The sequence below is a fragment of the Brevundimonas sp. P2_A6 genome, from assembly GCF_056404975.1.
In genome coordinates, this window is record NZ_JBFUCZ010000004.1 from 164,304 (window position 1) to 185,660 (window position 21,357).

The following is a 21,357-nucleotide window of genomic DNA, read 5'->3' on the forward strand; positions in this document are numbered from 1 at the left end:
GCTCAATCGATCAGACGGGCCCCTCGCTCGGAGGTCAGGTAGCGCCAGACCCACTGGGAGGCGACCGACATCCGCCGGTCGAATCCAATCAGCAGATAGACGTGGACGAAGCCCCACAACAGCCAGCCGATGCCCTTCGTCAGCTTGATCGGCCCGATCACGAACACGGCGGCGCCGCGCCCGATCACCGCCGTGTCGCCCCGGCTGCGATAGCGGAACCGCGGCATCTTCATCTTTCGGCCGGCCTTCGACCGAGGCAGGTTTCGCCTCAACGCCCGCCCCAGATGCAGCCCCTGTTGCTTGGCCACCTGACCCAGCGCGGGCAGTGCCTTGCCCTTCTGCTCGAAGCTGGCCAGGTCGCCGATGACATAGACGCCGTCCGCGCCGGGCAGGGAGAGATCGCGATTGACCATCAGCCGCTCCTGACGATCCACGGCCATTGCCCCGAACCAGTCACGCGCCGGGGCCGCCTTGATGCCCGCCCCCCAGATCACCGAGGAGGCGGCGATCCGCTCTCCTCCCGCCATGACCCCATCCGCATCGATCGCCTCGACCCGCGTGTTCAGGCGCACCTCGACCCCGATATCGGTCAGGGCTTTCAGCGCATAGGCCTGGACCGAGGCCGGAAAACTGGCCAGCAGCCTGGGCCCGCTTTCGATCAGGATGACCCGCGCCCAGGTCGGATCGATGCGTCGGAAATCGCCCGCCAGCGTATAGCGGGCCAGTTCCGCGATCGTGCCCGCCATCTCCACGCCGGTCGGGCCGCCGCCGATCACCACCGTCGTCAGAAGCGCGTCGCGCCGAACCGGATCGTCCTCCGTCTCGGCCCTTTCAAACGCCTTCAGAAGCTTTGCCCGGATCGCGCGGGCGTTCTCGATGCTCCGCACGCCCGGCGCATGCTCGGCCCAGCCGTCGTTGCCGAAATAGTTGTAGACGGACCCGGTGGCGATCACGAGCGCATCGTAGGGCAGATGACCGCCGTCCTTCAGCATCACGCGACGTCCGAGGGTATCGACGCCGCAGACCTCGCCCAGCACCGTATCGACGTTCGGATATTTCGCCATTACCCGTCGGACCGGGGCGGCGATGTCGGCCGGCGACAGGGCGGCGGTCGCCACCTGATAGAGAAGCGGCACGAACAGGTGATAGTTGACCCGGTCGACGATGGTCACGCGCACCCGCGACCCGCCCAGGGCCATCGCGCACGACAGCCCCCCGAAACCCGCCCCGACGATCACCACATGCGCCGCACCGCCCACGGGTGCCGGCGTGCGGTTGGGCGACGGGATCTCGACGGGCGTGAAGGTCATGGCGGCTCCCCGATGCAGACCCTGACACGAAGTGTGACGGAGGCGCAGGGCCTTCGCGCGGAAGGCGCAACCGGTTACGGTAAGCAACGCCCCCAGCTCGGAGAAAGCCATGACCCGCACGCTCGCCCGCTGTCTCATCGGATCGGCCCTGCTGGGCTCGGCCGCCTGCGCGTCCATGCCCGATGCCCCTTCAAGTCCGCCGAGCTACGCCCCCGTCGCCACGCACAGCGAGCCCCGGGCGGCGCTCTATGCCGATTGCATCGCCCAGGCCGCCGGATCGGGAGCCTTCGCCCACGCCCAGGACGACGACACCAGCACCATCCTGTTCACCTGCACCGGCACGCCCGCCCGCGCCTTCTACGATGGGCTGGCCACCCGCAGCGCGGAGATCGGCTCCGAGTTCGTGTCCGAGGGCCGGACCTTCCGTTCGACCAATCGGGTCGTGCGCGACCTGTTCGGCGTGGACTACTGTTCGACCGGCGGCCCTGACGATTTCCAATGCGTCATCACGCTGAACGCCGGCGATTTCCTGCGCTCGGCCACGGACTGACAGCAGCCTCAATGTTCCCACATTGTTCTTGCTGAATCAGCGCGATCAATGCCCATATAGCGATGTTGCACCGGACACCTGTCCGGCTCTCCCGCGTTCCCGGAACAGATGACCGAAAAGCACAACTTCATCCGCGTGCGCGGCGCGCGCGAGCACAACCTCAAGGGCGTGGATGTCGACATCCCGCGCGAGAAGCTGGTCGTGATGACCGGACTGTCGGGCTCGGGCAAATCCTCGCTGGCGTTCGATACCATCTATGCCGAGGGGCAACGGCGATATGTCGAGAGCCTGTCGGCCTATGCGCGCCAGTTCCTGGAGCTGATGGGCAAGCCGGATGTCGACCTGATCGAGGGTCTGTCGCCGGCCATCTCCATCGAGCAGAAGACCACGTCCAAGAACCCGCGCTCGACCGTCGGCACGGTGACGGAGATCAACGACTACATGCGCCTGTTGTGGGCGCGGGTCGGCGTCCCCTATTCGCCCGCCACCGGCCTGCCGATCGAAAGCCAGACCGTGTCGATGATGGTCGACAAGCTGGTCGCCCTGCCCGAGGGCGAACGCCTGCTGCTGCTGGCTCCCGTCGTGCGCGGTCGGAAAGGCGAATACAGGAAGGAGATCGCCGAGTGGCAACGCTCGGGCTTCCAGCGGCTGAAGATCGATGGCGAATTCTACGCCATCGAGGACGCGCCGACGCTGGACAAGAAGTTCAAGCACGACATCGACATCGTCGTGGACCGGATCGTCACCAAGGCCGGGCTAGAGGCCCGCTACGCCGACAGTATCCAGACCGCCCTCAACCTGGCCGACGGCATCGCCGTGGCGGAATGGGCCAATGCCGCAGAGGGCGAGGAGCCACGACGGCTGCTGTTCTCGGAAAAGTTCGCCTGCCCGGTTTCCGGCTTCACGATCAGCGAGATCGAGCCGCGCCTGTTCAGCTTCAACAACCCGTTCGGGGCCTGCCCGGTCTGCGACGGCCTGGGGCTGAAGCTGACATTCGACGCCGATCTGGTCATCCCCGACCGCGACAAGACACTGCACAAGGGCGCGGTGGCTCCGTGGTCGCGCGGCCCCTCGCCCCTCTATACCCAGACGCTGCAGGCGCTCAGCCGGCACTACGGGTTTTCGATGGATGTGCCGTGGCGCGAGCTGCCGGATCAGGCCCGCAAGGTCATCCTGCACGGCACGGGCACCGAGAAGATCAAGTTCGTCTATGACGACAACGCCCGCAAATACGAGGTCTCCAAGCCGTTCGAGGGGGTGATCCCCAACCTCGACCGCCGCTGGCGCGAGACCGACAGCGCCTGGGTGCGTGAGGAGCTGGGGCGCTTCCAGTCCGAGACGCCGTGCGAGGCGTGCGGCGGCAAGCGGCTGAAGCCGGAGGCCCTGGCGGTGAAGATCGACGGCGAGGACATCGCCGAGATCAGCTGGCTGTCGATCTCAAAGGCCTATCTGTGGTTCACCACCCTTTCGGACCGGCTGACCGACAAGCAGCTGGAGATCGGCCGTCGCATCCTGAAGGAAATCACCGATCGGCTGCGGTTCCTGAACAACGTCGGCCTGGACTACCTCAGCCTGTCGCGATCGTCCGGGACCCTATCGGGGGGCGAGAGCCAGCGGATCCGACTGGCGTCGCAGATCGGATCCGGCCTGACCGGCGTCCTCTATGTGCTGGACGAGCCGTCGATCGGCCTGCACCAGCGCGACAACACCCGGTTGCTGGAATCGCTGATGGGTCTGCGCGACCTCGGCAACTCGGTGCTCGTCGTCGAGCATGACGAAGAGGCGATCCTGACCGCCGACTACGTCATCGACATGGGTCCGGCCGCCGGCGTCCACGGCGGCGAGATCTGTGCCGAGGGCACGCCGGCCCAGGTCATGGCCAACCCGAAGTCCCTGACCGGCAAATACCTGACCGGTGAGCGTGAGATCGAACTGCCGCACGAAGGCCGTCGCCCGGTCGACAAGAAGAAGATGCTGAAGATCAGCGGCGCGACCGGCAACAACCTGAAGAACGTCACTGGAGCCATCCCTGTCGGCCTGTTCACCTGCGTCACCGGCGTGTCGGGCGGCGGCAAGTCCACCTTCACGATCGAGACCCTGTACAAGGCCGCCGCGCGTCGGCTGCACAATGCGTCCGACGCCCCCGCCAACTATGACCGGATCGAGGGGCTGGAGCATTTCGACAAGGTGATTGACATCGATCAGTCGCCGATCGGGCGCACGCCGCGATCGAATCCGGCGACCTATACCGGGGCCTTCGGTCCCATCCGCGACTGGTATGCGGGTTTGCCGGAGTCAAAGGCGCGCGGCTACGGCCCCGGCCGGTTCAGCTTCAACGTCAAGGGCGGGCGCTGCGAAGCCTGTCAGGGCGACGGCCTGATCAAGATCGAGATGCACTTCCTGCCCGACGTCTACGTCACCTGCGATGTCTGCAAGGGCAAGCGCTACAACCGCGAGACGCTGGAAATCGTCTTTAAGGGCAAGAGCATATCCGACGTTCTGGACATGACCGTCGAGGAGGCCGGCCAGTTCTTCAAGGCCGTGCCGCCGATCCGCGACAAGATGCTGACCCTGTCACGGGTCGGCCTGGACTACGTCAAGGTTGGCCAGTCCGCGACCACGCTGTCGGGTGGCGAGGCCCAGCGGGTCAAGCTGTCCAAGGAGCTGTCCAAACGGGCCACCGGCAAGACCCTCTACATCCTGGACGAACCCACGACCGGCCTGCATTTCGAGGACACGCGGAAGCTGCTGGAGGTGCTTCAGGAGCTGGTCGATGCCGGCAACACCATCGTGGTGATCGAGCACAACCTGGATGTCATCAAGGTCGCCGACTACCTGCTGGACTTCGGTCCCGAGGGCGGCGACGGCGGGGGCGAGATCGTCGCCGTGGGCACCCCCGAACAGGTCGCGGCCAACGCGGCCAGCTGGACCGGTCGCTATCTGAAAGAGGTCCTGGACCGCCACGAAACGCGTCGCAAGGCGCGGGTGGCGGCCCTGACGGCCGAGACGGTCAAGCCGAAGCGGGCGAAGGTGAAGGCCTGATCGATCCGATCAGGCGCTCGCCAGCCCGCCCTGGCGGGCGAAGCCGCCGCGCGTCACCAGCACCACCGCGCTGATCAGCAGCACGGCCGTTACCACGACGCTGCCTTCCGGTCCGAAGGCCCCGCCAGTCAGCCACCAGGCGGCTCCATCGACGGCCTTCAGATCGACGATGGAGGGCGTGACGTTCACGACCTCGCCCGAGACTTCCAGCCCGAAGCCGGTGCCCAGCAGCCAGTTCCAGGCCGCGTGCCAGCCGCAGACGCCCCAGATCGACCCTTCGCGAGCAGCATAAAGGCCGATGAAGACCCCGAACAGGGCGATGTTGACCAGGGCCAGGGCCAGTTCCTTCGACGGCGCGATATTGCCGGCGTGGGCAAGGCCGAACAGCAGGCTGGACACCGTCAGGCCGATCACCAGCCCGTGGCGCGAGGTGATGAGGCCCATCAGCCAGCCGCGAAACACGATCTCCTCGGTCGAACCCTGCACGATGAAACCGAACAGCAGGACCACCAGCGGGGTCAGGACCGCCGCCGACACGCCCGCCTGGAAGATGCCGGGGGCCTCGACGCGATAGGCCCCGGTCGCCCAGATGATGCAGACCACGGCCGCGAGATAGACCAGGCCCAGACCGAACCCGCGTCCGATCCGGACGGCGAAGTCGCTGTTGAGGCCGATATTGGCCAGTCTACGGCGCTCGAAGAACACCACCCAGGCGATCGTCAGCGCTGCGCCCAGCCCGAAGGCAACGAACAGGATGTAGGACAGGCTGGTCCAGATCGTCTGGTCCGACGGCAGGGCGTGGGTGATCTGCATCGGCACGACCGCGCCGATCTGGCCGAGCACGATGAAGGCCAGCGCCAGAATGACGGCTGCCGCCGACCATGTCCTGCGCTGCCGGCTCGGTGCCGGCGCGTAGAGTTCCCGTCCTGCCATTTCGCCCATCCCTGTTGACCAGCTCAGGCTAACTGCCCGCGCGGATATGGCCAAGTTAAGCCTTGGACAGGTTCGCCAGCGTTTCAGCTCTCGGACGCGACGCCTTTCAGGCCCAGATACGCCGCTGCGAACGGTGCATAGAGGACGGCGAGCTGGAGCGCGGAGGCGATGGCGTTCACGACCACGAAACCCGCGATCGCCGGCCCGGCCGTGCGCAGGATTTCGGCCGTCGATGCACCGTCCAGCGCGGCCAGCTGCTCCACACCTCCGGTCATCATCGTCACCGGCAGGGCGACGATGCCGGACAGCACGCCCACCAGCATCGTCATGATGAAAGCGATGATCGCCATGCCCAGCAGGCTCAACGCATGGCCCTTGGTCAGGCCATAGGATTCGAACAGCGAGATGCGCCGTTCCGCCACCGTGATCGGCACCGCCAAGCTGAGTCGCACCATGACCCAGATCAGCGCGACGACGGCGCCCAGTCCCAGCAGGACGCCAACCAGCACGCCCAGCCCCGAGTTCACGCTGGCCGCCAACCCGGCGATCAGGCCGACGACGCCGAACAGGACGACCGCCCCGAAACCGATGACGATCGACAGCACCACGCTCACGGCCAGTACGCGAAGTTCGTCCATGCTCAGCCGCAGGTAACCGAAGGCGCTGTCGCTGGGCCGGACGACCGCCCGTGCCACTGCGGTGTTCAGCACCGCACCGAGAACGAGGCCGAGCGGAGCCGCCAGGCTGAACAGGCTCAGATAGGTCGTGCTCAATCCCTCCAGCTCGGCCGGCGTCGGTTCGCTACCCTGCAGCGTCTCCGTCGCCGCGAACAGGCTGGCCAGGCCCGATCCGAACAGCCCGAAGAAGGCACCGATCGCGACCAGATAGGCCAGCGACCAGAAGACGACCGTCATCGGGTGCCGCCGCACCAGCCGGAAACCCTCAAACGCCGCGTCTGTGGCCGAAAAAGTCATCGAATCCCTCCCAGGGAACTGCTCTAGGCGGGTTCTAGCCTATCGCCGGGCACGACGTCAGCCACAGCCGGCACGGGCCGCAACGGTGTCCCATCCAGCAGTTGACGCGCCGCCACGACGGATGGCGCAGTGATCAGACCCATGCAGGATCCGAACGAGACGATGAGGATGGGCAGGGTCGCCAGGACCGGTATCGTCATCGGTCGAACCAGCGGCATCAGGTCCAGTGGACTATCGACGACCGAAGGCCATTCCAGCCCCTGTCCGAAGAAGCCCCCGACCACGATCGCGGCGATGATGGCGATCATCCCGATATAGGCCAGCATGTAGATGATCCAGATCAGCACGTTCATGCCGATCAGCTTCAGCACCTGTCCCCTGGCGATCGCCCAGCCCTCGGCGAAGGCGAACCGGCCCAGGATCAATGTCGCCGGCGCGATCAGGGAGACGCGCACCCAGGCCACGATCGCACCGATGAGGACCGCGATGCCGTAGAGCACCACGACGCCGATCGCGATCCCCTCGCCCATCGACCACAGCGCCGCCCCCAGGGCCACCCCGATCAGGACCAGCAAGATCACGGCGATGTACCAGCCGAGAAAAGTGGCCACGATCACGACCGCGACCCGCACCTCGTCCATCCCCAGGCGCATGAACAGGAAGGCGTCGCGCCGACCCGCCGCCAGCACCGCCCGCCCCACCGCGTTCACCAGCACCAGCGCGACCAGATAAAGCACCAGGTTCAGCCCGTTGATCGCGGCCTGCAGCTGGATGATCTCCGCAGCGTAGGCGTCCATCAGGGCATCGCCCTGGCCCCAGGGCAGGCGCAGAAACAGCGGGATCATCAGGGCATAGATCGCCGCAACGACCGCGAACATCACCAGACCCCACCCGAAGACGGTCAGGGGTCGGCGTCGGATCAGGGCGAACGGCGCTTCGAGAGATGCCCCGATCGAGAACGTCGGTTTCATGCGTGACCCTCCTGCGGGCTCCAGTATTCGAGACGGCGGTAGGCGGTGCCCAGGAAGCCCAGCGTCAGCGGCAGCTGGATGCCGATCAGAAGCGCGGCCGTCAGGACGCCGCCCAGGACACCGTCCAGCGCGCCGGTCCCCTGCAATGCCGGAAGTACGATCAGCGGTGCCGACGTCACGATCAAGCCGCCAAGAATCTGCCAGAAGCTGCCATAGGCAATGCCCATGCTGTTCAGCGACACCATCTGCCTGCGCCCCAGGGTCGCCGGCACGAACAGCGACAGCCGTACCGCCAGCAGCAGCGGAAGCAGCAGGGCTCCGAGCCCGACGACGGCCAGCACACCCAGCTTCCACGCCGGCCCCACAGCCGCCCAGTCCCGCGCCTGGATCGCCGCGACGTCCAGCTCGGCCACTCCGGCGATGGCCAGCACGACCAGGCCCAGCATGGCGATGATCATGGTCAGAAAGATCAGGCAAAGCAGGGCGGCTCCGACCAGACGCAGCTCCGGCCACCGGAACTGGAGCCCCAGCGGACCCAGCCCGAGCGCGCGGGCCGCCTTTACGTCGTCGCTGATCGACAGCCGTGCCAAGGCACCGACGGCCACCAGGGTCAGGGTTACGGCGGCACCCACGATCCAGCTTCTGAACGAATGAACCCCCTCGAACGAGGGGGCAGCCCAGGCAGCGACGGCCATGACCAGCGCGCCGCCCGCCCCCAGCCACAGACGCGGCATGGCCCGCGCTGTCGCGCCGAGCGCAGCGCGCAGGTTCAACCGGCGACCGTGGACATCCTTGTGGCTCATCAAGCCCCCTCGCTGAGCATGACCAACCCTATAGCCCGCGACGACGACGCCTGACAGACGCCTGCTGACGAACTGGCCGGGCGTGGCTAAGAAGCCGCATGACCACGTCCTCCCCTGCCCTATCCCCCATCCACGTCATCGGCGGCGGCCTGGCCGGCTCCGAAGCCGCCTGGCAGATCGCCCAGGCGGGCGTGCCGGTGGTGATCCACGAGATGCGCGGTGTGCCGGGGATCAAGACCGATGCCCATCACACCGATGGGCTGGCGGAGCTGGTCTGTTCGAACTCGTTCCGGTCCGACGACTGGGAGCACAATGCCGTGGGCCTGCTGCATGCCGAGATGCGGGCGCTGGGCTCGATCATCATGGCCAGCGGCGACGTGAACCAGGTCCCGGCGGGCGGGGCCCTGGCCGTGGACCGCGAGGCGTTCTCGGCCACCGTGACGCAGCGCCTTCACGCCCACCCGCTGGTCACGGTGGTGCGCGAGGAGATCGCGGGCCTGCCGCCGGAGGACTGGGACAGCGTGATCGTCGCCACCGGCCCGCTGACCTCGCCCGCCCTGGCCGACGCCATCCTGTCGTTGACAGGGGAGGAGAGCCTGACGTTCTTCGACGCGATCGCCCCCATCGTCCATGCGGACTCGATCGATTTCGACATCGCGTGGCGTCAGTCGCGCTATGACAAGGAAGGGCCCGGCGGAGACGCCGCCGCCTACGTCAACTGCCCGATGGACAAGGCCCAGTACGAGGCCTTCATCGACGCCCTGCTGAGCGGACCCAAGGCTGAGTTCAAGACGTGGGAGAACGTCCCCTATTTCGACGGCTGCCTGCCCATCGAGGTCATGGCGGAACGGGGCCGCGAGACCCTGCGGCACGGCCCGATGAAGCCGGTCGGACTGACCAATCCGCGCGACCCGTTGGTCAAGGCCCATGCCATCGTCCAGCTGCGCCAGGACAATGCGCTCGGGACGCTGTTCAACATGGTCGGCTTCCAGACCAAGCTGAAGCATGGGGCACAGGCCGAGGTGTTCCGGATGATCCCGGGCCTGCAGAACGCCCAGTTCGCCCGACTGGGTGGCCTGCACAGGAACACCTATCTGAACAGTCCCAACCTGCTCGACCGCCAACTGCGCATGAAGGCCATGCCGCGACTGCGCTTCGCCGGTCAGGTCACGGGGGTCGAGGGCTACGTCGAGAGCGCGGCCACGGGCCTGCTGGCCGGGCGGCTGGCGGCGGCCGAGCGGCTGGGTCGGCCACTGGAGGCTCCGGCGGCGCATACCGCGATCGGGGCCCTGGTCGAGCACATCACCGGTGGGCATCTGACCGGATCCAAATTCCAGCCGATGAACATCAACTATGGCCTGCTACCGCCGCTGGAAGCGCCCAAGGTCGATGAGGCGGGCGTCAAGATCCCACTGAAGGAACGCGGCCGGGCCAAGAAGCGGCTGATGAGCGTCCGGGCACTGCGCGAGCTGGAAGCCTGGCGCGACGCCGCCTGACGCACCGGCGGAACCTGCTGGGCAGCCTGCGCATTTGCTGGTCATGTTCACAAGCGTAGCCATCATTGTCGTCGCCACCCTGCTGCCGCTCGCGGTCGGAACGGTGCTGTATCTCGACCAGCGCCAGCCAGAGCTGGTGCGATCGGGCGTGCGGCGCTAGATCCGGCCTCTCAGGGTCGCCAAGACGAGCCGGAGACGTTTGGTCGCTTCAGAACCCCCGGACGACACCAGCGCGGCATGGGCCACGGCCGGGAAGGCTGCTGCCGGAAGGTGTTTCAGAGCCCGATTTGCAGCGGGTTTCAGACGCTTGGTCTCCTCGACCCGTCCGACCTGGGTCAGTCCCCACACGCGAGCGGCATCGACCACAGCAGTCACGTGGCTGGGACCGGCCAGAATCTGGACGGCGACCCGCATCGGCCCGACGTAGAAGGCGTCCAGATCGTGCGGCTCTCCGTGGACGCGATCGATGTGAGCCTCCACCAAGGCATCGAACGGAGCGCGATCCAGGCGGTGACGGGCGACCAGATCGGTCAGGGCCTCGAGCACCGGGTGGCCCTTGCGGGGGATGCCGGCCCAGACCCCGTCCAGCTGTTCACGCCACCAGGCATAGCGCATCTCGGCCAGCAGAGGCTGTGTCACCCGCGTCGGGATCGCCATAAGCTCGGCCTCGAAGGCATAGAGCGCGATCAGATCGGCGCGGGCCAGTGGGTCGCTCACGAACCGGCTGGACAGCCAGCGATCCGGGTCGGTTGCCCGCACCTGGGCGTCGAGCGTGTCCGAGGGATCAGCCAAACAGGGTCTGGTACATCGCCATGGAGGTCAGCATCGGCAGGCTGAGCAGCAGGTTGGTGCGGCTGCCCAGCATGGCGATCCGCGCGGCCCTGGCCTTCCGGTCGTCGTCGACCACGACGATACCCAGCGCCCGCTTCTGGTTCGGCCAGATCAGGCCCCAGACGTTCAGGAACATAATGATCGCCAGCCAGACACCGACGCCCATCAGGGTGAAGCCCTGATCGCCCTGAACCAGGCCGCCCGCAAAGCCGAAGCTGAGCACCTCGGCGGCATAGGCGTGGCCCTTCAAGCCCATGACCGCCAGACCGGCGACAACGGTGCCCAGCGCCGCCCAGCGGAACCAGAACAGAGCCTCGGGCGCGATGTATTTCGACACGGCCGGTTTCAGCTCACCGGGGATCAGGGGCATCACCCGGATCTGGACGAAGTTGAAGTAGTACAGCAGGCCGATCCACAGGATGCCGAACCCGACGTGGGCCCAGCGCGCCACGGCCTGCCAGAAGGTCAGGGCATCGAGGTCGGACACGCGCGAGAAGGCGAAGATCATGATCGCCGCCAGCAGCAGGCTGATCAGGAGCGTGGTGCGAAAGTTCGAAAGCAGATTGGCCAACGGCGTGCCCCCAAGGCGTGATTCAATGCAGCGGACCCTACCCTAATCGACCGCCGACGCCACAGGTCGCAGGCAGACGCGGTGAGAGTTGGAGTCGAAAAAAAAGTGACTTCTTCTTCTCCAACCGCACCCCCCCAGCCACACCGACATCAGGCTGAGCCTATACCTGCGCCACGTCAGGATCGGTCGTCAGGGCCGGCTCGCCATACCGAGTTTCACCGGCTTGGCGTCCTCGGCGATCTCGCCGCGCTTGACCCCCCAAAGCAGGATGATCGGCGCGCCGACATAGATCGAGGAATAGGTGCCGACGATGATCCCGAACATCAGGGCGATCGAGAAGCCGAACAGCGCCTCTCCGCCGAAGATCGCCAGGGCCGCCAGCACCATGACAGCGGTGACGCCCGTGATGATGGTGCGCGACAGGGTCTCGTTCAGCGACAGGTCGATGACCTCGCGCAGCGGCATTGTCTTGTATTTGCGCAGGTTCTCGCGGAGGCGGTCGAACACCACGACCGTGTCGTTCATCGAATAGCCGATGACGGTCAGGATGGCGGCGACCATGTTCAGGCTGAACTCCAGCTTGAACAGCACGATCAGTCCGAACGTCAGGATGACGTCGTGCAACAGGCCAGCCACGGCGCCGAAACCGAACTGCGGCTCGAACCGGAACCAGATGTAGGCGAACATCAAGGCGATCGCGACGCCCAGAGCCAGCAGGCCCGAGGTGAACAGTTCGCCCGACACCTTGGAGCCCACGACGCTGACGCCCGAATAGGTCACAGGACCGACGGCCTGGGTGATGGCCCCCTGGACGCGATTGACCACGGCCGTCTGTTCCTGGCCATCCGGCACCTGGAAGCGCACGACCGCGCTCGAGGCGTTGTCGATACCCTGGACGCCGACGTCACCGAGGCCCAGCTTGGCGACGGACTCGCGCACCCCCGCCAGATCCAGCGTCTGGTTGTCCGGCTTGGTGAGTTCCATCACCGCCCCGCCGCGAAAGTCGATGCCCATGTTCAGGCCGGGATAGAAGCAGCCGATGATCGAGGCCGTGCACAGCACGATCGACAGCACGGCCGCGACCCGGGCGTATTTGACGAAATGGAAGTTGGTCTTCTGGGGAAGGACCTTGATCAGGGGCCACCAGGTCATTTGACGGTCTCCGCGATCGGCAGGGTCTTGGGCTTGGCCAATTTCAGCCAGTAGGCCAGCAGCACCTGGGCCACCAGGACGGACGAGAAGACCGAGGTGAACACCCCGATCGACAGGGTCCAGGCGAAGCCGCGCACGGGTCCGGCCCCGAAGATAAACATGATCGCCGCCGCCACCAGGGTCGTCAGGTTGGCGTCGATGATCGTGCCCATGGCCTTGTTGAAGCCGGCGTCGAGCGAGGCGATGACCGATCGACCGGCCCGTGCCTCGTCCCTGATTCGTTCGTAGATCAGCACGTTGGCGTCCACGGCCACCGCGAAGGTCAGCACCAGACCCGCGATGCCCGGCAGGGTCAGGGTGGCCTGGGTCAACGACATGGCCGCGATGATGAGCAGGCCGTTCAGCATCAGACCGATCACCGAGATGCCCCCGAACAGGAGGCCGTAGGCAAGGATCATGAACAGGACGATGATGATGAAGCCGATGATGGTCGACAGCTTGCCGTTCTGCACGGCGTCGGCACCCAGTTCGGCGGTGACGGTGCGGCGCTCCTCGACCTTCAGGGGCGCCGGCAGCGCCCCGCCGTTCAGCAGGTTCACAAGCTCGGCCGCCGAGGCGATGGTGAAGTTGCCCTCGATGATGCCGGAGCCGCCGAGGATCGCGCCATTGATGGTCGGGGCCGAGATCACCTTCCCGTCCAAGATGATGGCGAAGGGCTTGCCGATGTTGGCTGCGGTCGCCTCGCCGAACCGGCGCGCGCCCTGACCATCGAAGCGGAAGCCGATGGCGGGACGGCCGCTCTGGTCGGCGCTGACCTCCGCCTTGGTCAGGTTCTCGCCCGAGACCAGAACCCGTTTCTTGACCAGATAGGGCGTCTGTCCGTCGTCGCCGACCAGCAACTGGGCATCCGGCGGCACGCGACCGGCCAGGGCGTCCTGGACCGAGTTTTCCGTATCGACCATCTGGAAAGTCAGCTGGGCCGTCTGGCCGATGACACGCTCCAGCGCAGCGGGGTCGCTCTCGCCCGGGGCCTGGACCACGATGCGTTCGGTGCCCTGGCGGGTGATGGAGGGCTCGCGCGTGCCCAGACTGTCGATCCGGCGGCGCACGACCTCGATGGACTGGTCCACCGCCGTAGCGCCCATGGTGTCGAGCGTCGCCTGGGTGAAGGCCAGCCGCACCCGGCCGTCCGACAGCCGCGTCGCCGCGCGCTCGGCGGCACCATTCTGGCCCGGTGCGCCGACCAGTTTGCGAAGTTCCTGGTAGGCGGCTTCGGACCGCGACGGATCGGCCAGGGTGACCACGGCCCCACCCGGTTCGCGCGCGATCTGGTTGGTGGCGATGCCCGCCTCGCGCAGGGCCACGCGGACGTCCTCGATCAGATTGTCGACGCGCTTGGTCCGCATCGCGTCCACGTCGACTTCCAGCAGCAGGTATGACCCGCCCTGCAGGTCCAGCCCGAGGTTCAGCGCGCTCTTGGGCATGAAGCCGGGAAGCGCGGCGCGCTGCGACGGTGTCAGCACGTTGGGCAAGGCGAACAGCAGCCCGAAAACGAGGGCCAGTGCGAGAAGGATGACTTTCCAGCGGGACAGCTGAATCATGGACGCGACTTCCGGTTCAGCGGTCGGGGATCAGGACTTGGAGATGGCCTTGGTATCGTTGGCGGCGATCGCGGTGCGATTGCGCACCTCGGCGATCATGCCCTTGACGACGCGGACGTTCACGCTGGGCGCGATCTCGACGTTGACCTCGGCCTCCTCGACGCGCGTCACCTTGCCGATCAGGCCGGACGACAGGACGATGGTATCGCCGCGCTTGACGGCCGAGATCAGGGCCTGATGTTCCTTGGCGCGCTTCTGCTGGGGGCGGATCAGCAGGAAGTAGAACAGCACGAAGATCGCCACGAACGGCAGGAACTGCACGATCAGGGCCATGGGGCCGCCGTCAGCGGTAGGTGTCATAGGTCAATCCCCGACGCGGGCAGGCCACACGTCGGGGCGCCCTTTGAAAACAAGGCGCGATACCTAGGGCCGAGCCTCCGACATTGCAACGCCGCTAGCGGGGCAACACCGTAAGCGGGTCGATCGCCACCGGCTCGTCGCCCTGCATCCGACGGGTCTCGTAATGGATCGAAGGGCGGCCGTCGCCGGCCGTCAGCCCGACCGTGCCGATCTGCTGGCCCGCGCGCACGTCGGCTCCGTCGTCCACCGTCGCCGAGCCCAGATGACCATAGACCGTGCGCCAGCCGTCGCGGTGAACGATCAGCACCGTCAGCCCCTGACCCACCAGATCGTCGCCGACATAGGCCACGCGGCCGTCTGCAGACGCGACCACCTCCGCCCCGGCTGAGGCCCCGATGTTGATGCCGTTGTTGCGCTCGCCCATGCCGACGGGTCCGAACCGTCGCACGATCTCTCCACGCACCGGCCATTGCAGGGCGACCGACGATCCCGCCGGCGCGGTGCCGACGGTGCCCGTGCTGGCGGGCTGTCGCGACGGCGGCGGGGCGGCGGGGTTGCCGGAAGGCGGTGGTGGAGGCGGCGGAGCCATGCCGTTCTCGGGCACCATCACGCCCCTGGGGGCCGGGCCGGTGGCGTAGGGATCGGGGCCGGTGTCGACCGCGCTGTCGGGCAGGATGATGTCCTGACCCACGGTGATGGCCCCGCGAGGCCCCAGACCGTTCAGATCGATCAGGGTCTGCACCGGCGTCTGGAACCGTCGCCCCACACCCGAGATCGTGTCGCCACTGCGGATCGTGTAGGCGGCCCCGGCGCTGGTCGAGACGGGCGCGCTCGCCGGCGGATAGGCGGGCGGCGAATAGCTCGGCGCGGGCGGCGGCGTGTAGGTCGGCTCATAGGCCGGGGGCGGCGGATAGTTTCCGCCGTTCAGGTTGCCGGTCGTCGTGCTGGACGACGACGGTGGCGGCAGCGCCCCGCCGTCGATGCTTTCATAGGGCACGGTGGCGGGCGGCGGCGCCTCATAGGGCGGAGGCGAGACGGCGCCGGGATAAGGAGGCTGGCCATAGCCAGGCTGCGCCGGGACAGCCCCGGTGCCGTATCCCGCCATGGGCCGGGTCGAATAGCGGGGCTCCGACGGCAGGCTCGAGCACGCGGTCGTCGCGAACCCGCCACCGATCAGCAGCATCGCCGTCAGCCAAAATGAAAGCCGCATGGACCCCTCCCCGAAACGCATCGCTCAGTGCCTCGCACACAAACCGGCAAACAGCACGAAAGTTGGGCGCGAAGGTTAATGGAGGAGAGGGATTGGGGATTAGTAAGCAAGAGGGACGGCACCCTGCGTTGAGTAGGCCTACCCCATCCCAAATCCCTAGTCCCTAATCCCTCCTCTCACCCCTCCTTCGCCGTGCCCTCGACCAAAGGCACGAACCGCACCTCCCGCAGGCTTTCGCGGCTGAACGACCCGTCCGGCTGGCCGGTGTAGCGATGCAGCATCTGCACCGAGGTCTTCCCCACCGGGCAGACCAGCACCCCGCCGGGCTTCAGCTGTTTCAGCAGTTCGGTCGGCTCGGTGGGCGATGCGGCGGTGACCATGATGCGGTCGAAGGGCGCCTGTTCGATCCAGCCCAGGCCGCCGTCGGAATGGCGGGTGATGACGTTGTCGATGCCCAGCGTCCGCAGCTTCGCCTCGGCCTCTACCAGCAGGCTGCGATAGCGTTCGACCGAATAGACATAGCGCGCCAGGCGGCTGAGCACCGCGCACTGGTATCCGCTGCCGGTGCCGATCTCCAGCACCCGGTGGCGGGCCTGCACGTCCAGCGCCTGGGTCATCAGGCCGACGATGTAGGGCTGACTGATCGTCTGGGCGCAGTCGATCGGCAGGGCCTGATCCTCCCAGGCCTGATCGAGGAATTTCTCGTGGACGAAGACGGCGCGGTCGATGGATTCCATCGCCGCCAGCACGCGAGGCTCTGTCACCCCCTGCTGGCGCAGCGACAGGATCAGCCGGCCGGCCCGGTCGTCGCGCAGGTTCATCTCGGATCGGCCTTGGGGGGCACCCCGCCCAGCACACCCTTCAGATCGTGGACGCTGGGCCTGTGCGTCAGGTCGATGTGCAGCGGCGTGACGCTGATCTTGCCGTCGTCCATGGCGCGCAGGTCGGTGCCGGGCGCGTGGTCCGTCTTCGTGCCGCGAAAGCTCATCCAGTAGTAGTCGCGGCCGCGCAGGTCGGTGCGTTTGACCGCATGCATCTCTCCGGCCTGACGGAACCCCTGGACCGTCACCTCGACCTCGGTGACGTCTTCAGGCGCGCGGGCGGGGAAGTTCAGGTTCATGACGATGCCCGCCTCCCAGCTCTGATCCAGCAGGCGGCGGATGATGGCGGGGGCGAAGGCCTCGGACGTTTCCCAGTGGGCGGTGACCTCGTCGTGGAACCGCTCCAGCGACTGGCTCAAGGCGATGGATCGGATGCCGAAGGCCATGCCCTGCAGCGCGCCAGCGACCGTGCCGGAGTATGAGCAGTCCTCGCCCACATTGTGCCCCCGGTTGACGCCCGACAGCACCAGATCGGGCCGCTGGGGCATCAGGTCGTTGACGGCCAGGACGACGCAGTCGGTCGGCGTGCCGGTAACCGAGAACCGCTTCTCGCCAAAGCGATTGACCCGCAGCGGCTCGGTCAGGGTGATCCCCCGCCCCTTGCCGGATTGCTCCTCATGCGGAGCCACGATCCAGACGTCGTCCGACAGGGTGCGCGCGATCCGTTCGAGGCAGGCGAGGCCCTCCGCCTCGATACCGTCGTCGTTGGTGAGGAGGATTTTCATATCGCTTCCCTCTCCTGTTGGGAGAGGGCTTGAGCGCACGAGCGCGAAGCGGTCGTTCTCGCGCGAAAGGGTGAAGGGTTACGGTGCGAGCGGGTGGGGGCAAAACCCCTCACCCTTTCGGCCAAGGCGCATCGCTGCGCTCTGCGGGCCTCAAGCCCTCTCCCTCTGGGAGAGGGATCACGCGCCCACATGCGTCACCCCGCCCATATACGGCACCAGCACCTCCGGCACTGCGATCCGCCCGCCCTCGTCCTGATAATTCTCCATGATCGCCACCAGCGTGCGCCCGACCGCGAGCCCTGAGCCGTTCAGCGTGTGGACGAACTCCGGCTTGCCACCCGCCGACCGCTTGAACCGCGCATCCATCCGCCGTGCCTGGAAGTCCCCGCAGTTGGAGACCGAGCTGATCTCGCGATACGTCCCTTGGCTGGGGAGCCAGACCTCCAGGTCGAAAGTCTTGCGCGCCGAGAACCCCATGTCGCCCTTGCACAGCAGCATCCGGCGATAGGGCAGCTCCAGCCGCTGAAGCACGGTCTCGGCGCAGGTCGTCATGCGCTCGTGCTCGTCGTCGCTGGCCTCGGGCGGCGTGATGGAGACCAGTTCGACCTTGTGGAACTGATGCTGGCGGATCAGACCGCGCGTATCCCGCCCCGCCGACCCCGCCTCGGCCCGGAAGCAGGGCGTCAGGGCCGTGAGGCGAAGGGGCAGCTCCTCCTCCGGCGTGATCTGCTCCCGCACGAGATTGGTCAGGGAAACTTCGGCGGTGGGGATGAGATAGCGGCGATCGTTCCCAGCCCCAGACCGCTCAAGTTCCTCAAGGAACGCGGTATGGTCCGCGATGGAGGACTCCATCGCAGCCACAGCGAGCTTGGTGAAGTCGGCAGTCCAACCCGCATCGACGCCAGCGGCTTCAGCGTCGGAGACAGATTTCAGCCAAGCCTCAACGAGCCCGTCGAGGCGATCAGACACGCCGTTGAAGCGATCGCTGGCGAAGTCGAGAATGTCCGATGATGCTCCCCCGCCGGTAGCGAACAGATCCTCCTCAAATTTCGGCAATTGCCCCGTTCCGAACATCGCCTCGTCGCGCACCAAATAGGGCGGATTGACCTCCAGATAGCCGTGCTCGGTCGTCTGCACGTCGAGCATGAACTGGCCGACGGCGCGTTCCAGCCGCGCCAGACCGCCCTTCAGCACCGCGAACCGCGCCCCCGACATCCGCGCCGCCGCCTCGAAGTCCAGCAGCCCCAGCGCCTCGCCCAGGTCGGCATGGTCCTTCGCCGGACCCGTCCGCCGGGGTTCGCCCCACACGGACACCTCGACATTGCCGTCCTCGTCCTCGCCATCCGGCACGTCCGCCGCCGCCAGGTTCTTCTGCGCCGCCAGCAGGTCGCGCAGCGCTCTGCCCTTCTCCGCCTCGATGGCCTCGGCGGCGGCGATCTCGCCCTTCAGCCCCTCGACCTCGGCCTTCAGCCGGTCGGCCTCGGCCATATCCTTTCGGCCCATGGCGGCCCCGATCAGCTTGGACGCGGCATTCCGCCGGGCCAGCGCATCCTGCCCCGACGTCTGGGCGGCGCGCAGTTCGGTATCCAGCCTCAAGATCTCGGCGACCAGCGCCTCCGCATCGTCAACGCCCCGCGCCGACCAGCCCGCGACGAAGGCTTCGGGGGTCTCTCGGATGGCTCGGATGTCGTGCATGGCGCGGTCTTTTGGGAAGGCGGGAGAAGCGGCTGTCCTAGCGGGCGTCGTTCAGGACCGCAAACCTCCCTTCTCCCCTTGCGGGAGAAGGTGCCCCGGAGGGGCGGATGAGGGGTGAATCGCGATCTCGCCGGTGAGGGTCTTGCGAACCACACGCCTACGCTCCGGAGTCACCCCTCATCCGACCTCGCTTCGCTCAGCCACCTTCTCCCGCAAGGGGAGAAGGGATATCCAGGCGCGATGACCCTGCACGCCCCCTATGACCCGTCAAACATCTTCGCGAAGATCCTGCGCGGCGAGATCCCTGCGGTGAAGGTGTTCGAAGACGATGCCGTCCTCGCCTTCATGGACGTGTTTCCGCAGTCCGAGGGCCATGTCCTGGTCATCTCCAAGACCTCCCAGGCCCGCAACCTGCTGGAGGTTGAGGCCGAGACCCTCGCCGCCCTGACCACCGCGACCCAGCGGGTCGCCAAGGCGGTGATGAAGGCCCTGTCGCCCGACGGCTTTTCCATCATGCAGTTCAACGGCGAGGCGGGCGGGCAGACCGTGTTTCACCTGCATTTCCACGTCATCCCCCGATGGGCCGACCGGCCGATGGCGGGTCACGGTCAGGCGGGCATGGCGGACATGGATCAACTCAAAGCGACGGCGGACCGTATCGCGGCCGCGCTCAGCTGAACGGCCCGCGAAAGATGAACCAGGCCCCGGCGAAGATCAGGGCGAACCCGACCCCGTGATTCAGCGTCAGCTTCTCGCCCAGCACGGTCACCGAGAAGACGGCGAACACCAGCAGGGTGATGACCTCCTGCATCGTCTTCAGCTCGGCGGTGGAATAGACCTGATGACCGATCCGGTTCGCCGGAATGGCCAGGCAGTATTCGAAGAAGGCGATCCCCCAGCTGACGATCACCACGATCCACAATGGCTTTGACCCGAACTTCAGGTGGCCGTACCAGGCGACCGTCATGAAGACGTTGGACAGCGCCAGCATGACCACGGGCAGGATGTAGGCGGCGTTCGGCATGGCGTTTCATAGCTTGCGCCGCGCCGCCCGCGCCAGCTAAACGCTGCCCACCCTCAGCGGTCATGGGCCGGCTTAGCTCAGTTGGTAGAGCGCCAGTTTTGTAAACTGGATGTCGCGGGTTCGATTCCTGCAGCCGGCACCAGCCCTGGTGTCATCCCGAAAAGTGTCAGCGGTTTTCGGAGCAGATGACGCCAAACCGAGACTCAGGCGGCGGAGGACAGTCCCGAAGCGGACGCCCACGGCGGCACGGGCAGGCCTTTTCCGGCCAGGAACTCGGCATTGAACAACTTGGACGCATAGCGCGAACCCGGGTCGCACAGCACCGTCACGATCGTCCTGCCCGGCCCAAGCTGACGCGCGAGCCGCACTGCGCCGGCGATATTCACCCCCGCCGATCCGCCCAGCGACAAACCCTCGTGCACCACCAGGTCGAACAGAATGGGCAGGAACTCGGCGTCCTCGATGCGATAGGCGTGATCGGGCGCGAAGCCCTCCAGATTGCCGGTGATCCGCGCCACGCCGATGCCCTCGGTGATCGACGACCCCTCGGCCGTCATCTCGTGCCTGGTGAACCAGTTGAACAGGGCGGCGCCCGCCGGGTCGGCCAGCGCGACCTGAATGTCCGGGTCCTGCTGCTTCAGATAGGTCCCCGCCCCTACGATCGTGCCGCCCGATCCCACCGCGCTGACGAAGCCGTCGATGCGCCCGCCGGTTTGTTCCCAGATCTCGGGGCCGGTGCCCGCGTAATGGGCCTCACGGTTGGCGGTGTTGTCGAACTGATTGGCCCAGATCGCGCCGTTCGGTTCCGACGCATTCAGTTCCTGCGCCAACCGCCCGGAATAATGGACGAAATGGTTCGGGCTGGAGAAGGGCGCGGCGTCGACCTCGATCAGACGCGCGCCGAGCGCCCGGATCGCGGACTTCTTCTCTTCGGACTGGGTGCGGGGAATGACGATGACGACAGGGTGGCCCAGCGCCGCCCCGACCAGGGCCAGACCGATGCCGGTATTGCCCGCCGTCCCCTCCACGATCGTGCCGCCGGGCCGCAGCGATCCGTCCGCCCGGGCGGTCTGGACGATCGAGAGGGCGGCGCGGTCCTTGATCGAGCCGCCGGGGTTCATGAATTCGGCCTTGCCCAGGATCTCGCAGCCCGTCGCCTCCGACAGACGGTTCAGCCGGATCAGCGGCGTGTTGCCGATGAGGTCGATGATCGATGTGGTGGGCATGG

The 21,357-nt window shown here is 66.8% G+C and carries 20 protein-coding genes and 1 tRNA gene; 5 read left to right on the forward strand and 16 right to left on the reverse strand.

The genetic code is table 11. From position 1 onward, the window contains the following. Positions 1–2: 2 nt before the first annotated feature. Positions 3–1,310 carry an NAD(P)/FAD-dependent oxidoreductase gene (locus AC1DW4_RS11780; RefSeq protein WP_477017454.1) on the reverse strand — a complete coding sequence of 436 codons (1,308 nt, stop codon included), beginning with the start codon at positions 1,308–1,310 and terminating at the stop codon, positions 3–5. Between the two features lie 109 nt (positions 1,311–1,419). Here AC1DW4_RS11780 and AC1DW4_RS11785 point away from each other — a divergent pair, with 109 nt between their 5' ends. Both AC1DW4_RS11785 and uvrA read left to right on the forward strand, forming a co-directional pair. Next, on the forward strand, positions 1,420–1,860 hold the full coding sequence (locus tag AC1DW4_RS11785) for a hypothetical protein (protein WP_477017455.1): 441 nt from the start codon (positions 1,420–1,422) through the stop codon (positions 1,858–1,860). Between the two features lie 108 nt (positions 1,861–1,968). Beyond that, complete coding sequence (uvrA, locus tag AC1DW4_RS11790) at positions 1,969–4,902, forward strand: excinuclease ABC subunit UvrA (protein ID WP_477017456.1); 2,934 nt, start codon at positions 1,969–1,971, stop codon at positions 4,900–4,902. A gap of 9 nt (positions 4,903–4,911) precedes the next feature. Here the strand turns inward: uvrA and AC1DW4_RS11795 are convergent, their stop codons facing one another. From AC1DW4_RS11795 to AC1DW4_RS11810, 4 genes are all read right to left on the reverse strand, one after another. Next, positions 4,912–5,835, reverse strand: coding sequence for a lysostaphin resistance A-like protein (locus tag AC1DW4_RS11795; RefSeq protein WP_477017457.1), 924 nt, complete (start codon positions 5,833–5,835; stop codon positions 4,912–4,914). A gap of 83 nt (positions 5,836–5,918) precedes the next feature. Beyond that, positions 5,919–6,809: a hypothetical protein gene (locus AC1DW4_RS11800; RefSeq protein WP_477017458.1), complete on the reverse strand. Its 891-nt coding sequence runs from the start codon at positions 6,807–6,809 to the stop codon at positions 5,919–5,921. A 23-nt stretch (positions 6,810–6,832) separates the two neighbouring features. Beyond that, positions 6,833–7,780, reverse strand: coding sequence for a hypothetical protein (locus AC1DW4_RS11805; RefSeq protein ID WP_477017459.1), 948 nt, complete (start codon positions 7,778–7,780; stop codon positions 6,833–6,835). Continuing rightward, the gene (locus AC1DW4_RS11810) at positions 7,777–8,583 is read right to left on the reverse strand and encodes a hypothetical protein (RefSeq protein ID WP_477017460.1); all 807 of its coding nucleotides are present in this window, start codon (positions 8,581–8,583) and stop codon (positions 7,777–7,779) included. The genes AC1DW4_RS11805 and AC1DW4_RS11810 overlap by 4 nt, the downstream gene beginning before the upstream one ends. Before the next feature lie 98 nt (positions 8,584–8,681). Between AC1DW4_RS11810 and trmFO the strand changes: the two genes are divergently transcribed. Beyond that, entirely contained in the window at positions 8,682–10,079 is a 1,398-nt protein-coding gene (gene trmFO / locus AC1DW4_RS11815) for a methylenetetrahydrofolate--tRNA-(uracil(54)-C(5))-methyltransferase (FADH(2)-oxidizing) TrmFO (protein ID WP_477017461.1), read from the forward strand. A gap of 156 nt (positions 10,080–10,235) precedes the next feature. On the opposite strand, the gene AC1DW4_RS11820 is transcribed toward trmFO, so the two are convergent. The 9 genes from AC1DW4_RS11820 to serS form a co-directional block, all read right to left on the reverse strand. After that, the gene (locus AC1DW4_RS11820) at positions 10,236–10,871 is read right to left on the reverse strand and encodes a squalene/phytoene synthase family protein (protein ID WP_477017462.1); all 636 of its coding nucleotides are present in this window, start codon (positions 10,869–10,871) and stop codon (positions 10,236–10,238) included. Next, positions 10,864–11,481: a hypothetical protein gene (locus tag AC1DW4_RS11825; protein WP_477017463.1), complete on the reverse strand. Its 618-nt coding sequence runs from the start codon at positions 11,479–11,481 to the stop codon at positions 10,864–10,866. Before AC1DW4_RS11825 ends, AC1DW4_RS11820 begins: the two co-directional genes overlap by 8 nt. A 189-nt stretch (positions 11,482–11,670) precedes the next feature. Then, positions 11,671–12,633: a protein translocase subunit SecF gene (secF, locus tag AC1DW4_RS11830; RefSeq protein ID WP_477017464.1), complete on the reverse strand. Its 963-nt coding sequence runs from the start codon at positions 12,631–12,633 to the stop codon at positions 11,671–11,673. Next, entirely contained in the window at positions 12,630–14,234 is a 1,605-nt protein-coding gene (gene secD / locus AC1DW4_RS11835) for a protein translocase subunit SecD (protein ID WP_477017465.1), read from the reverse strand. Before secD ends, secF begins: the two co-directional genes overlap by 4 nt. A gap of 30 nt (positions 14,235–14,264) precedes the next feature. Next, positions 14,265–14,594 (reverse strand): preprotein translocase subunit YajC, encoded by a 330-nt coding sequence (gene yajC, locus AC1DW4_RS11840; RefSeq protein WP_477017466.1) that lies wholly within the window; start codon positions 14,592–14,594, stop codon positions 14,265–14,267. A 94-nt stretch (positions 14,595–14,688) separates the two neighbouring features. Next, positions 14,689–15,804, reverse strand: a complete 1,116-nt coding sequence (locus tag AC1DW4_RS11845) for a peptidoglycan DD-metalloendopeptidase family protein (protein WP_477017467.1) — start codon at positions 15,802–15,804, stop codon at positions 14,689–14,691. A 176-nt stretch (positions 15,805–15,980) separates the two neighbouring features. Beyond that, a complete protein-coding gene (locus AC1DW4_RS11850) occupies positions 15,981–16,625 on the reverse strand; it encodes a protein-L-isoaspartate(D-aspartate) O-methyltransferase (protein ID WP_477017468.1) in 645 nt (214 codons plus the stop codon). Then, complete coding sequence (gene surE, locus AC1DW4_RS11855; RefSeq protein ID WP_477017469.1) at positions 16,622–17,410, reverse strand: 5'/3'-nucleotidase SurE; 789 nt, start codon at positions 17,408–17,410, stop codon at positions 16,622–16,624. Before surE ends, AC1DW4_RS11850 begins: the two co-directional genes overlap by 4 nt. A gap of 177 nt (positions 17,411–17,587) precedes the next feature. Further along, positions 17,588–19,105: a serine--tRNA ligase gene (gene serS / locus AC1DW4_RS11860; protein ID WP_477017470.1), complete on the reverse strand. Its 1,518-nt coding sequence runs from the start codon at positions 19,103–19,105 to the stop codon at positions 17,588–17,590. Positions 19,106–19,345: 240 nt separating this feature from the next. Here serS and AC1DW4_RS11865 point away from each other — a divergent pair, with 240 nt between their 5' ends. Continuing rightward, on the forward strand, positions 19,346–19,783 hold the full coding sequence (locus AC1DW4_RS11865; protein ID WP_477017471.1) for an HIT family protein: 438 nt from the start codon (positions 19,346–19,348) through the stop codon (positions 19,781–19,783). On the opposite strand, the gene AC1DW4_RS11870 is transcribed toward AC1DW4_RS11865, so the two are convergent. Next, on the reverse strand, positions 19,776–20,129 hold the full coding sequence (locus AC1DW4_RS11870; RefSeq protein WP_477017472.1) for a DMT family protein: 354 nt from the start codon (positions 20,127–20,129) through the stop codon (positions 19,776–19,778). The two genes, AC1DW4_RS11865 and AC1DW4_RS11870, sit on opposite strands and share 8 nt — an antisense overlap. A 66-nt stretch (positions 20,130–20,195) precedes the next feature. Here AC1DW4_RS11870 and AC1DW4_RS11875 point away from each other — a divergent pair. Next, positions 20,196–20,271, forward strand: a tRNA-Thr gene (locus AC1DW4_RS11875). A gap of 61 nt (positions 20,272–20,332) precedes the next feature. On the opposite strand, the gene AC1DW4_RS11880 is transcribed toward AC1DW4_RS11875, so the two are convergent. After that, positions 20,333–21,355: a cysteine synthase A gene (locus AC1DW4_RS11880; protein ID WP_477017473.1), complete on the reverse strand. Its 1,023-nt coding sequence runs from the start codon at positions 21,353–21,355 to the stop codon at positions 20,333–20,335. Between the last annotated feature and the right edge of the window lie 2 nt (positions 21,356–21,357).